A 10,762-nucleotide genomic window follows, 5' to 3' on the forward strand; every position below is an offset into this window, starting at 1 on the left:
TGCGTCCTCAACCGCATGGACATTGATCGCCTCGATCCGCATGCTCACACGACGGACAGCAAGGCATTGTCAAGCTTGAAAAACTTTCGGATCGGGCTCTTAGCGTATATCTGTGCCCGTTCTATGTACCGACCCCGGTATTGTTCAAAAACTTTCGGATCGGGCTCTCAAAGAGAACCCGCCACCATTTGCAGATGATATTTTATCTGCGCTGAATGGTTCTTCCTCTCTCCTGCCCGAAGTAACTAAAAACGACTCATAATGATGCCTTTGGCATCATTATTCATTTATCTGTACGATTATCGTGTTTTTGTTGTATGACGGTAATCTAATACCAGACTGAAAAGGGTATGGAGGCCCAGGCATGAAACGGAAGTTGTTGCGTCCGGTAGCTGGTGGGGTGCTGGCGCTTGGCATTGGTATGCTGGCAATGCCTTCCCCTGCCGCTGCTGATTCATGTTCAACGCTTGTATGTATGGCCGGGATGGCAGGTATAGGGTCGCCGTCTGGTGGCTGTTCCGGGCCAATCGGCAGCTACTTTTCTATCGTCCGGTTTAATTTTTGGGGATATGATCCGGGCAGAACCGCAGCGGCCCGGCTTCGATACCTTAACAGTTGTTCAGGCGCGGCAGAGAATGAGGGAATTGTATCCCTGATTAACGCGATGTATGGCGAAGTATTCTAATCGTTTCTGACGATGGGACTGTAAAAAAGCCGCCAAAGAGCGGCTTTTTTCTTGCAATAATAATGTATCATGATACATTAATGGCATGGGGGCGAGACACCACACCGGCCCCATGAAACCCACATATAGGAGGCTCACCCTATGACCCTGCATCATGCCCATAATGGCTATTTGACCGTCGCGGCCCGGCTGGCCGTACAGGCTGGCGGATGCGCCATGTCCGAGGATCAGACAGGTATCGTGCTGCGTCCTGTCATAGCGGGAACACTGGTGCCCGTACGTGTCGCGCGGGACGGGACCATTCGGCTTGGATCGCGGCCCTGTTCAGAGCGCCAGATGATTGCCCTTATGGCCGGTCTGAAACGGGTTGAGCAGCATCACACGAGCGGGGGGAGGGTCTGATGCGTGTCCGGGCTTTTCACCTTGTAGATGAACGAAACGGGGTTGTGCTGGCGGTCAAGGAAGGACGTGGCAGCGCCGACGCGGCGGCAGACCATCTTGCACGAAAGGGGCTGGAAATCTCCATTTGGGGCTGTGGCGAGCAGATCCGCCCAGGCACCCCGATTGACGAAGTGAAACAGAGGCTTTGCCTCGCCGTTGTGCGGAAAGGTCGGAAAAACGCACGGGGGTATGCGGTCCATTGACGGGGATGTGATACATTAAGGAGCCGATTATGCTTGGAGTTGAAATGGTGGCAACGCGCCCGAAAGTGACCCGACCACGCGAAGGACGGAAAGACCTGTTGCGATCTTTCATCCGTCTGCCGGTCTATCTGTGGAATGACGTGGGAGCCTACGCAGAGCGTCAGGAGAATATGAGTATTAAGAATGTGTTAATGGCCGGGCTGCGGGCGCTTGGCATGGACATTGACGACGAGGATCTTACGACCCGCAAGCGGCGGCCTATCAAACATTACGATGATACGGTTGATTCCATGAGCCAGGTTTCAACCACCCTGCAACTGCCCCGCTATGTGTGGGACCAGGTTGAATCCTATGTCATGGCCGAGAAGATCAGCAAGCGGCATGTGTTTATCCGTGGTCTGAAAGCCTTGGATTTTCCTGTCAGAGAGGAAGACGACAAGAGTTTAGGGCGGCTTATCCGCGAGGGGCGGTAGCTATGACCCCTACTGTCTTAATCTGGATATTATTGGCTGTCCTGGTGGTCGTGGTGGTGTTCATCGTGCGGATGCTTCGGGCCGGGCCGGGGCAACGCAGACTTTTCAATGCGAAGCCTGCAATTCTGCAAGATCCAGTCGGACGGGAATTATTGACGTGGGTAACGCAGGACATACCGGACAATTACTATGCCTGCCCGGCTATCCGGCTGGTTGATGCGCTTTCATTGGCCACCAGTGGCAAAGGGTCAGGAGTGGCTAATGCAATCATGGCATCATCCACCCTTGGCGGCCTCTATGCGGATGTAGTGCTTATCAACCGGAAAACCAGTCAGGTAGTCGCCTTGATCCAGCGCCCTAAAGATCCTCAAATGCAGGCGATTGAAAGGCTGGCATCTGATGCCGGGGTGCCAGTCATTGAGGGAGAGCCAGGTAAGGTCATTCCGTGGAATGAAATCTAAAAACAGATACCTAAAGTAAAGCCGGGGTTCTCCCCGGCTTTTCATTTTTAATATGCCGTGTTGGCGCTGGGTTGATACTGTGCGTTGTATCCATTGGGTGCAGGTGCATATCCATTCTGGTATGGCGCACGGAAAGCCGTATTGCTTCCCTGGTCATTTGTGGCGCTGGTCGTCTGCACGATCTGCTGGGGAGTATAGCGGCGCTGATAGATTGTGCGACCTTGTGTCCTGGCCTGCTGGGAGTTTTCGCCCTGGTCTCGATTATCCTGCGCCTGGTCGGCAGGTGGCCGTCTCTTGGGAGTGGTCAGATACCCGGTCGTGGCTCCAACAGCCCCACCCGCTAAGGCTCCGATTGCTGCACCGCGCCCACCACCAGCAAGATCGCCAATGGCGGCACCAGATCCGGCCCCGATCAGGCCACCGCCTACCGTGCGTTGTGTGGGGTCCGATGGATTGCAGGCGGTAAGACATACAAGTGCGCCGATCACCGGCATTGCTACGTGAAATCGCATTAGCGGTCCTGTTTTTGGGGAGTAAGCATACTGGCAATGGAAGCGTTCAGGACTTGTGCCTGATACCCCAGGCCAAGTGGCGGTGTATGGGAATGATAAAACCCGACCGCCCGCCAAACGTCGCCGTGCGCTTCCTGCCGGTACAGATCAAGGATGCTGCCTGCCATAGCGATGTTAAAGCAGGAATCTTGAATCAGACGTGTGCGAAGCGTGGAAGCTGGTAAGCCAGTGCCTTCAACCAGAGCAGGGAGCCACGAACTGTTCACCTGCATGAAACCGAGATCATCCGTTCCATTCTTGTTGTGCGCAATCGTTCCCACTTTCCCACCCTCGACGCTATGGATCGAAGGGAGGATGTTTGCAGGGAAACCGTAGATGGCCGCCGTTGCAGCCATGCAGGTAAGCCAGCTTGCAGGCATTAGAGCGCAATCAAGAAGACAATTACGGCCTTTATCGCACGCTGTAGAAGGCTGCGCCGGGGGCGGGTCATAGTGCTATCCTTTCCTAACAACACATATCAGACACAAAAAATGTGATGAAAATATGCGAAAAGATGTAGCACGAATCACAAAATGGTTGCCAGACACACGTTATGGCTGCACATAATAGATTATGAATATGTGTCGGAATCGCGGCTGCATCCGGTTGGCGTCGGATGGCGGCCCCCACCAGCCCGCTACAGGCTCACTGTATGCAGAGGGCGGCGGGGGCCTGCTGCCTCACCACAAGGCAGGGTGGCCGAATCAAAGATGCAGCCACCAGACTTTAATTACCCCGGATGCAACAGGAATTAAACATAATTTCTGTCAGCACTCGACTTGCGGTAGAAAAGTCGATACGGTTTCGCACATGACCCAAGGAATCCGCGACCCAATCAAACATCGCCGGTATGCCGCCAAAAGGAAAGCCGAACTTACCGCAAGGGGGTATCGGTACCAGACGTTGGCGCTGGCCGAGGATGTGGTGAACTGCCTAGAGCAGATTAAGGAGAATCGGGGATTTACGAACAAGGCTGATGCGGTGAACTGGATCATTCGCCAAGCCATGCACAGCAATATTTTGAAGGATCAGGCCGTGAAACAGGCATAAGAAAGGCCGATGCCTCGCGGCACCGGCCTCACCCACCTTTTCTTGCCAGTTTGCCGCTGACAGAAAAGAAAAACCTTTAAGGGCCTTCAACAGTCCCCTTATATCATCTGGTTTTCGGTGGGGCAAGCGTGTGTCCGCTTGTCAACGTCTTTTTTTGACCTTTTTTCCGGCCCTCACACGAGGGCACACATGAGAAACTGGAACACACCAGAAGCCGCAGCGGCTTCACGATCTGGCCGCCGCCAACTATCCGATGCCGCCAAGAAGGTAAGGGGCAAGATCCTCACCCAGCGGGCCGAGAAGACCGAGCCGGGGCAGCTTTTCCCGGCTGTCTCGCGCAGTAAGGTGTGGGCAGTTTGGTCAGAAGCCTCATACTTTCTCGGCTTGAGTGATAAGGCGGTTCTGTATTTGAATTATCTTATCAGTGCTACCGATCAGGCTGATTGGTCCGGTCAATGGTTGCCCATCGTGGGGAAATCAAATCGTGATCTTGGCGAGATCCTGAATCTTGGCGTTACCCAGCTAAAGGCCGTTGCACGGGAATTGATAGAAGCAGGATTGATCCTGCCGCATGGTGAAGGACGGCGCTTTGTACGCCGGGATTTTAGGGATGGAGGCCGTATTACCCATGCAGTCGGGTTCGACCTCTCCCCGCTGGCGATAAGGCTGGATGAACTGAAAAGCATTAGTACCGGCAGGCAGTCCCAGGAGCGCATCTTGAAGCGGTTGCGCAGGGATGCCCGGTATGAGGCAGACGAGTGCTTGAGCCTCACAGACGACGCGCAAACTGTGCGGCAGATCCGCGACCTGGTGCTTGAGGCCAAAGACGGGCGTACTGTGGATGGCGTGCAAGCGGCTCTTTCTCGGCTTCAAGTCATCCGGCTGGATCTGGAGGATCAGCTTGCCTGTGAATATGCAGAAGATAGTGACCCCATACGGTCGGTTTCCCGACCGTCCATAATACCTACAACCCCCATAAGTCTCGAAAAGACAGTAACCATTAAGCAGCGCCCTGATCGGGCAACTCATATTGCCGCGTCTAACGACGCTCCCAATAGGGCAGGAGAGAAGAAGGAAGATTCTGATATGCCTCTTTCCGCCCCGCCTGTGGCGCAGGAAGACGCAATCAAGACCGCCCGGCTGCATCCCCACGAACTGGTCCGCCTAGTGCCCTCTCTGGCCGCCTGCATCATTCCTACGCATACGAACCAGCGGCTTGCCTGGTCGGATATTTGCGATGCGGCAGAGAGGCTATCAATCCATTTGGGTGTTTCGCGCGATGCGTGGGGACAAGCCTGCCGGATCATGGGCCGGAAAGCCGCAGCCGTATCCGTTGCCCTGATCGCGTCACGACCGGATCAGCACTATTCCATGACGAAGGGTGGCTATTTTCGGGGAATGTTGAGGGCCGCCGAGGATGGCGACCTGAACCTAATGCCAAGCATTTACGGGATGCGGGAACGCTGCGCGGCCATCATGTGACCGGCAGACTGGACCAGGGCGGCCGGAAGCGTGGCCATACGCCACGCCACGCCACGCCCCGCATCACCATCACCCGCCAAAGCTACGGTATAGCAGTAGCAGGAACTCGATGCAGTTTAATGCGCACAGGATCACCAGCGCATAGGGCATCCATTGCAACGGTTTGGTGACTGGCTCAATTTCCTGGCGCAGAACGGCTATCAGGTCACTGGCGGCATTGCGGACCAACGATGCACCAGCGTTGTTAATAGCCTCTTTCGCCTGTTGTTCAGCTTCAATAATGGCCTTGGTAGCGTTCGACTTCATCCGGTTGGTGGCCCGGATATACGATGCTTCCACACCGGCCACGTACGCTTGCAGGATTTCCTTGTTGGCAAGAAGAACCTTAAAGACCGGATCATCCTTCTCAATCAGGATGCCTTTGTTAGCAAGAAGACCAAGAATGGCCTCTGTATCGAGGCCATTCCCGTCCTGTTTGTCAGGACTCCCAGAGGACATTGGACAATTCCTTTTCCAGCGTCTTCCAAATATCGTTCAATCGTGCCTGCGCCATGATCTTAAAGCCATGTTTGGGACCGACTTCCTTGAAAGTCAGACCTGCCGTGAGCATGGCCCGCATATCTGCCCCATGCGTCTGTTCATTCAGCTTTGGCAGCACGATGATTGCACGGAACCGGCTTTGATTATCGGCAATGATCTTGATGTTCTGCCAGTCTTCCTGGCCATCCTTGTCCACGACTTTTCCGAAGCCATGATATTCATTGATCCATAGCACTATGTCTGCATCTTCCGGCAGGCTGTCCAGCAGCGTGCTAAGGCCCTGCATGGTGTGAAGCTGCCCAGGCCCCCCGGTTATGATCGTATGGAACACAGGCCGCCGCTTATACTGCCTTAAAATATCGAAGGTCGGGCCGTCAGTCAGGTATTGTGTGAGTGGCAGGAAGGTGCTGGCACCGGAATCAATGACGAATGGATGGTCGATGCTGACAATCTGCTCGATCAGTTCATCAAATGCCCTCTGATCTATCGCGCCCTCTTTCTCGATTTCAAGGGTGTGGGCATCCAGTGCCTTGAAGTCCGAGAACGAAGAATTAACCGGGTCCACGTCGATGCAGACCGTTTCCGGGTCGTGTTCCTTGAGGAATTGACCAAGCATGGCCGCTGCCGTTGTTTTGCCGACCCCACCCTTGCCCTGCATGATAAAATGCACGTCTATCATGTCAGAACAGTTCTTCGGGGTTGGGTTTTTTCTTGTGTTTGACCGTGCCGCCGGTGCCGGGGAAGCGGGTTGCCCGCCGTTCTTCATAGCGGGATCTGGTTGGTCCGCGCTGGTCGTCGGCTGGTGGGTGGCGGTCTGTATCTGATCGTCGTTCTTCGACATGAGCCGATCTTTCCTGTTTTCTTAACGCAGGAGCGGGAACACGAGCCGCCGCCAGATCCCTTTCTGTCCTCGCCAGGAGGACTAGGAAATGCTTGTACGTGACCTTGAACTTATCCGGCCCGTAGCGTTCTTGCAGATCCAGCAGGATCATGCGGCGGGTCCATCCTTCATAGGTAAGCCTGCGCTGAATAGTGTCCCATTCCAGCATAATCGTCGCTTTTATGGCCCCTCTTGCCGCAGGGACAGGCAATGGCATTTTGCCTGTGTTGGTAGTGGGGTCTGGCACCTATGAACAACCTTCCTTCTCTTGCGCCCGTTGTGGTGAGGCGTACATTTTGCACTTAAAAAGCACAAAAGTGTGACGCATTATAAAGCGGGGCGCAGTTCCAGGGCAATTCATATCATAGCATCTGGACGCGGATTATAGCTATTTGTGATGCCGTAAATCCGTAAATCTTGCTTTACGTGTGGCGTGCTTTACGTAACGCCGGGAAGCGGGCATTACGTAAAGCTGTCACCACGTAATGCCGTATTTACGCAATGCGTGCTTTACACATTGCGGGGATTTGGATATGTTGGGCGCGAAAGAACATCACCACATCGTTCTTTCTGGATGGCTCACCACAGCAGGAAATATCATGTCGATTATAACCGTAGCGTCGTTCAAGGGCGGCCCAGGAAAAACCACCGTATGCCAGATCCTTGCGATGGGGCTGGCCGAGCGCGGGGTGCGTGTGATCGTGCTGGACACCGACCCAACAGAAGCATTTTCGACGTGGTATGAGCATACGTGCGAAAAAAAGGATTTCGCCTGTATCTTCGAGAAGGACGAAAGCAAGGTTGTCGATCTTGCTTATCAGAAAGAAGAAGAATACGACTTGGTTATAATAGACACGGCGGGTTTTAATAATACCGCTGGAAGCGTGTCTATGACGATTTCAAACCTTGTGATCGTTCCCGTTGGTATCGGATCGTCGGATATTGACCAGGCCGAGAAAACTATCAAGCACATTGAAATGTATTCCAAGGCTATGAAGCGGGACATTCCGACCGTGGCGCTGATAAATCGCTTCACCAGAACGAATGTCGCCAGTCATGCAGTCAATGAACTGCGCGAACTAGGAATAAAGTCCTTGGATGCTGTCTTGGGACATAGAGCGCCCCTAGCCGAAATTTCCTTTAGCGGTGTCCTGCCTTCCTCTGGCACGGCGCGAACGGAGATTGATGCTTTGATAGACGAACTGGCGGCCACAGGTGCCGTACCGTCTTCCAAGACCGTAGAAGTTACGAAGGAGAACTAGAGCATGGCACGCCCACCGCTCAAATCTCGCAAGGATCGGGTAGATCCGGCAGAGGCACTAAGGCTTGTTCAGGGGGTAACTGCCGACGCGGGCCATACAGGCCCAAACGCAGCCACAGCGCCCGCCACAGCCCTCGTGAAGGCGACTGAACCCACACCGGCCCCTGTTCCCCGTCCTGACCCCATAAAGGTCGTGCAGCGGGTCAATCCAGAGGCCCGGCCAGTCCCGGCCCCTCCACGGGAAAAGTCTATCAATCTGAATATCCGCGTGCGTCCGCGCACGATCCGCTCGCTGGGCACGGTAGCGGAGCAGCAGGGCACCACGACAAAAAATGTCGTGATGAAGGCTCTAGCCGATGCAGGCATTGAAGTTGATGAACTAGACTTGGTGGACCGGCGCACAGTGCCGTGGCACCAAAGGGAAGGGTAATAATTGCATGGAAATGAAGTTTGTCGAGTTTCCAGCCGATCCGCAGGTAGAGGGAACATTCAGGCGTGGATATGTCCACGGCGTTGCAGCGGTGGCCAATGCGCTGAAAGCCAATCCATCGCTGACGGTTGAGGATCTTATGCAGTGGGCCAGCCCGCGCGGCGCTGGGGATACCTGGCGCAAGCACCAGCCGATTGACCGTATGATCCAGCCGCCAGCCATCACGGGCTGATGCAGAGCATCGCGGGCGTAAACAAAAAAGGCCATCCAGTATAGGGGATTTACCCCATATGCCGGATGGCCTTTTTCTTTGTTTAGATAATCCGTGACAAGACTACGGAAGCGTCACCTTGACCGGGGCGACAGTCACCACCGTTGCCAGGTGGTTTGGCCGCATGAGTACGGCGACTTTCGGGGTCAGTGCCTTCACCACATTCTCTGGAATGACGTATTCCTGCACGTCCCCAAATGTGCGCTTAGACGCCCAGGATTCACCGCCCATCGCGTTCACTTCCGTCTGTTCCATACGGACGGCCCGCTTGGACGTGTCGCCTGTGGTTTCCGCAATCCATCGGGCGGTATCGGAATCAGAACCGCCGAAAAATTCTTTAACCTGGCAGTTTACCTTGATGGCTTGCAGCGCAGCCCGGCCATTGATTGTTTCATCCTCTGGATTTTCAATGTCCCCGAAACTCTGGAACGCCAGGCAGAAGGTTGCGCCTTCCCCCGTGATGGTGGCCAGCGAGCCAAGAATGGTTTTTGACAGGAGGAACTTTAATTCATCCACCTGTATTTCGACTTCTGTTTTCCGGTCCTGATGGAGACGCTTAATCTCTTGCCTCAATTCGATAATAAATGCCCTGGTCGCCGCCAAAATCACCTGATCCTCAAGGTGCCCACGGAAATACACAACGGCACCATTCGGATTGAGAAGGGTTTTCGCAATACTGAATCCCCCTTTTCCTGAAATACGCTCATATGCAGCCATTTCAGTCAGGCGAGATACCACAGATTCAAGGGATTTACGGCGGGCTGTATCTTCATCGCGGTTGCCCGTATCGTCTTCCTTCATCGCCTCTACTTGCTCAAGAAGCCACGGGATCGTGGTGGGCTGATTTTGGGCGTCCGCGTCGTGGAAAATGTTGACCAGATAGCGACGGGCTACGGTCTTATAGAAATCTGCCGTAGTGCCGCTATCTCGCAGCGACAGGACTTCATACAGGCGGGAACGCCGGTCTTCCGGGCTACCATGCACGAATGGCGCATACGTGCCCTTGGCGTCACGAGACATAAGATCCACAGACAGGAAGGTTTTGCCGTGTTTTTCCGCTTCCTGTTTCAAAACATGCGGCATGTATTTGTCTGTCTTCGGATCAATATGGAATAGGGTCTTGCCGCGCCTGATGGCCTGGCTGGCCCATATCTGGAAGGTGATACCCTTACCGTATCTGGTGGTGCCTACGGTTATCTTGTGGGTTTCATCCCATGTGGCGAGGTCCAGATATTGCGGAGCCTTGGTAGAAATATCCAGACCGAGGAACATTTCGCCAGGCCGCATGTATTTCAGGGGGTCATAATCTATGGCCCGGTATTTGGTAATTTCGTTCTTCATATCGGATACGGTGTCTTCTGTTTGCGTGATCCTCATGCGGCGCAAAAGAGACGAGATCCGGGGCACGGCCCAGCGGTGGTACACCAGGCGGCAGATGATACCGACGATCAGGAAAAGGGGCAGCATGGGCAACCAGCGCCATGCGTAGATATGCAGCAGCTTGTTTAGAGCCTGATCCGAAAGTTTTTGAACAATACCAGCCTGTTGTGATTCATCCGTCTTTACGAAGAGCCCGATCCGAAAGTTTTTCAAGCTTGACAATGCCTTGCTGTCCGTCGTGTGAGCATGCGGATCGAGGCGATCAATGTCCATGCGGTTGAGGAAGCAATGGACTTTTCCCAATCTTTGGCGAGCCGCCTGCACCGTCCCAGCCAGGCGAATGTCCGTTCAACCACCCAGCGGCGCGGCAGGATCTGAAAGCCCTTCGCCGTATCGGACCGCCTGATGATTTCGATCGTCCATTTTCCCATGGAGGCGAGCGCGGATCGCAATTTGTCGCCAGCATAGCCGCCATCAGCGAAGATGTGGCGCAGCCAGGGAAAGCGCCTGCGTATTGCCGCCAGAACATCAACGGCCCCATCACGGTCCTGGATGTCGGCGGCATGAACGAGGAGAAAGATCAGGAAGCCGCAGGTATCAGTCACGATATGGCGCTTGCGGCCCTTGACCTTCTTGCCCGCGTCATAGCCCGAA

At 54.4% G+C, this 10,762-nt stretch carries 14 protein-coding genes and 1 pseudogene; 8 read left to right on the forward strand and 7 right to left on the reverse strand.

What is annotated here, in order from left to right:
• Positions 1 to 826 precede the first annotated feature (826 nt).
• From CFR80_RS15220 to CFR80_RS15235, 3 genes are all read left to right on the forward strand, one after another.
• Positions 827 to 1,087 (forward strand): hypothetical protein, encoded by a 261-nt coding sequence (locus CFR80_RS15220; RefSeq protein WP_110507633.1) that lies wholly within the window; start codon positions 827 to 829, stop codon positions 1,085 to 1,087.
• 271 nt (positions 1,088 to 1,358) lie between these two features.
• The gene (locus CFR80_RS15230) at positions 1,359 to 1,802 is read left to right on the forward strand and encodes a hypothetical protein (protein WP_110507635.1); all 444 of its coding nucleotides are present in this window, start codon (positions 1,359 to 1,361) and stop codon (positions 1,800 to 1,802) included.
• Positions 1,803 to 1,804: 2 nt separating this feature from the next.
• Complete coding sequence (locus CFR80_RS15235; protein WP_019086615.1) at positions 1,805 to 2,263, forward strand: hypothetical protein; 459 nt, start codon at positions 1,805 to 1,807, stop codon at positions 2,261 to 2,263.
• Positions 2,264 to 2,310: 47 nt separating this feature from the next.
• Here the strand turns inward: CFR80_RS15235 and CFR80_RS15240 are convergent, their stop codons facing one another.
• Entirely contained in the window at positions 2,311 to 2,775 is a 465-nt protein-coding gene (locus CFR80_RS15240; protein ID WP_309146440.1) for a YMGG-like glycine zipper-containing protein, read from the reverse strand.
• Positions 2,775 to 3,170 (reverse strand): lytic transglycosylase domain-containing protein, encoded by a 396-nt coding sequence (locus CFR80_RS15245; protein ID WP_110507637.1) that lies wholly within the window; start codon positions 3,168 to 3,170, stop codon positions 2,775 to 2,777. The genes CFR80_RS15240 and CFR80_RS15245 overlap by 1 nt, the downstream gene beginning before the upstream one ends.
• Before the next feature lie 454 nt (positions 3,171 to 3,624).
• On the opposite strand from CFR80_RS15245, the gene CFR80_RS15250 reads away from it, so the two are divergent.
• Both CFR80_RS15250 and repC read left to right on the forward strand, forming a co-directional pair.
• On the forward strand, positions 3,625 to 3,864 hold the full coding sequence (locus tag CFR80_RS15250) for a hypothetical protein (RefSeq protein WP_110507638.1): 240 nt from the start codon (positions 3,625 to 3,627) through the stop codon (positions 3,862 to 3,864).
• A gap of 189 nt (positions 3,865 to 4,053) precedes the next feature.
• The gene (repC, locus tag CFR80_RS15255) at positions 4,054 to 5,346 is read left to right on the forward strand and encodes a plasmid replication protein RepC (RefSeq protein WP_110507639.1); all 1,293 of its coding nucleotides are present in this window, start codon (positions 4,054 to 4,056) and stop codon (positions 5,344 to 5,346) included.
• A 69-nt stretch (positions 5,347 to 5,415) separates the two neighbouring features.
• On the opposite strand, the gene CFR80_RS15260 is transcribed toward repC, so the two are convergent.
• The 3 genes from CFR80_RS15260 to CFR80_RS18970 are packed head-to-tail and all read right to left on the reverse strand — an operon-like array spanning position 5,416 to position 6,878.
• Complete coding sequence (locus tag CFR80_RS15260) at positions 5,416 to 5,844, reverse strand: hypothetical protein (RefSeq protein ID WP_019086610.1); 429 nt, start codon at positions 5,842 to 5,844, stop codon at positions 5,416 to 5,418.
• Complete coding sequence (locus CFR80_RS15265; RefSeq protein ID WP_110507640.1) at positions 5,825 to 6,565, reverse strand: nucleotide-binding protein; 741 nt, start codon at positions 6,563 to 6,565, stop codon at positions 5,825 to 5,827. The genes CFR80_RS15260 and CFR80_RS15265 overlap by 20 nt, the downstream gene beginning before the upstream one ends.
• Position 6,566: 1 nt before the next feature.
• Positions 6,567 to 6,878: a hypothetical protein gene (locus tag CFR80_RS18970; RefSeq protein ID WP_146221672.1), complete on the reverse strand. Its 312-nt coding sequence runs from the start codon at positions 6,876 to 6,878 to the stop codon at positions 6,567 to 6,569.
• 421 nt (positions 6,879 to 7,299) lie between these two features.
• Between CFR80_RS18970 and CFR80_RS15270 the strand changes: the two genes are divergently transcribed.
• Genes CFR80_RS15270 through CFR80_RS15275 form a run of 3 tightly spaced genes read left to right on the forward strand, consistent with a single transcriptional unit; the run spans position 7,300 to position 8,689 of the window.
• Complete coding sequence (locus tag CFR80_RS15270) at positions 7,300 to 8,028, forward strand: ParA family protein (RefSeq protein WP_157212854.1); 729 nt, start codon at positions 7,300 to 7,302, stop codon at positions 8,026 to 8,028.
• A 3-nt stretch (positions 8,029 to 8,031) separates the two neighbouring features.
• Positions 8,032 to 8,457, forward strand: coding sequence for a hypothetical protein (locus CFR80_RS18975; protein ID WP_181418246.1), 426 nt, complete (start codon positions 8,032 to 8,034; stop codon positions 8,455 to 8,457).
• Positions 8,458 to 8,464: 7 nt separating this feature from the next.
• Positions 8,465 to 8,689: a hypothetical protein gene (locus CFR80_RS15275; protein ID WP_110507642.1), complete on the forward strand. Its 225-nt coding sequence runs from the start codon at positions 8,465 to 8,467 to the stop codon at positions 8,687 to 8,689.
• A 102-nt stretch (positions 8,690 to 8,791) separates the two neighbouring features.
• Here the strand turns inward: CFR80_RS15275 and CFR80_RS15280 are convergent, their stop codons facing one another.
• Positions 8,792 to 10,381, reverse strand: coding sequence for a TraM recognition domain-containing protein (locus CFR80_RS15280; RefSeq protein ID WP_258367857.1), 1,590 nt, complete (start codon positions 10,379 to 10,381; stop codon positions 8,792 to 8,794).
• Positions 10,318 to 10,762: pseudogene (locus CFR80_RS15285) on the reverse strand (IS5-like element ISGdi1 family transposase); the annotation flags it as partial. The pseudogene CFR80_RS15285 and the gene CFR80_RS15280, both read right to left, overlap by 64 nt.

It is taken from the genome of Komagataeibacter oboediens, assembly GCF_003207815.1.
GTDB classification, from domain to species: Bacteria; Pseudomonadota; Alphaproteobacteria; order Acetobacterales; family Acetobacteraceae; genus Komagataeibacter; species Komagataeibacter oboediens.

Excerpts from the sequence above, each read along its gene's own strand:
- CFR80_RS15250 (WP_110507638.1), top strand. The coding sequence starts at position 3,625 with ATGACCCAAGGAATCCGCGACCCAATCAAACATCGCCGGTATGCCGCC.
- CFR80_RS15270 (WP_157212854.1), top strand. The coding sequence starts at position 7,300 with ATGTTGGGCGCGAAAGAACATCACCACATCGTTCTTTCTGGATGGCTC.
- CFR80_RS15275 (WP_110507642.1), top strand. The coding sequence starts at position 8,465 with ATGGAAATGAAGTTTGTCGAGTTTCCAGCCGATCCGCAGGTAGAGGGA.
- CFR80_RS15220 (WP_110507633.1), top strand. The coding sequence starts at position 827 with ATGACCCTGCATCATGCCCATAATGGCTATTTGACCGTCGCGGCCCGG.
- CFR80_RS18970 (WP_146221672.1), bottom strand. The coding sequence starts at position 6,878 with ATGATCCTGCTGGATCTGCAAGAACGCTACGGGCCGGATAAGTTCAAG.
- repC (WP_110507639.1), top strand. The coding sequence starts at position 4,054 with ATGAGAAACTGGAACACACCAGAAGCCGCAGCGGCTTCACGATCTGGC.
- CFR80_RS15240 (WP_309146440.1), bottom strand. The coding sequence starts at position 2,775 with ATGCGATTTCACGTAGCAATGCCGGTGATCGGCGCACTTGTATGTCTT.
- CFR80_RS18975 (WP_181418246.1), top strand. The coding sequence starts at position 8,032 with ATGGCACGCCCACCGCTCAAATCTCGCAAGGATCGGGTAGATCCGGCA.
- CFR80_RS15245 (WP_110507637.1), bottom strand. The coding sequence starts at position 3,170 with ATGGCTGCAACGGCGGCCATCTACGGTTTCCCTGCAAACATCCTCCCT.
- CFR80_RS15235 (WP_019086615.1), top strand. The coding sequence starts at position 1,805 with ATGACCCCTACTGTCTTAATCTGGATATTATTGGCTGTCCTGGTGGTC.
- CFR80_RS15280 (WP_258367857.1), bottom strand. The coding sequence starts at position 10,381 with ATGGACATTGATCGCCTCGATCCGCATGCTCACACGACGGACAGCAAG.
- CFR80_RS15265 (WP_110507640.1), bottom strand. The coding sequence starts at position 6,565 with ATGATAGACGTGCATTTTATCATGCAGGGCAAGGGTGGGGTCGGCAAA.
- CFR80_RS15260 (WP_019086610.1), bottom strand. The coding sequence starts at position 5,844 with ATGTCCTCTGGGAGTCCTGACAAACAGGACGGGAATGGCCTCGATACA.
- CFR80_RS15230 (WP_110507635.1), top strand. The coding sequence starts at position 1,359 with ATGCTTGGAGTTGAAATGGTGGCAACGCGCCCGAAAGTGACCCGACCA.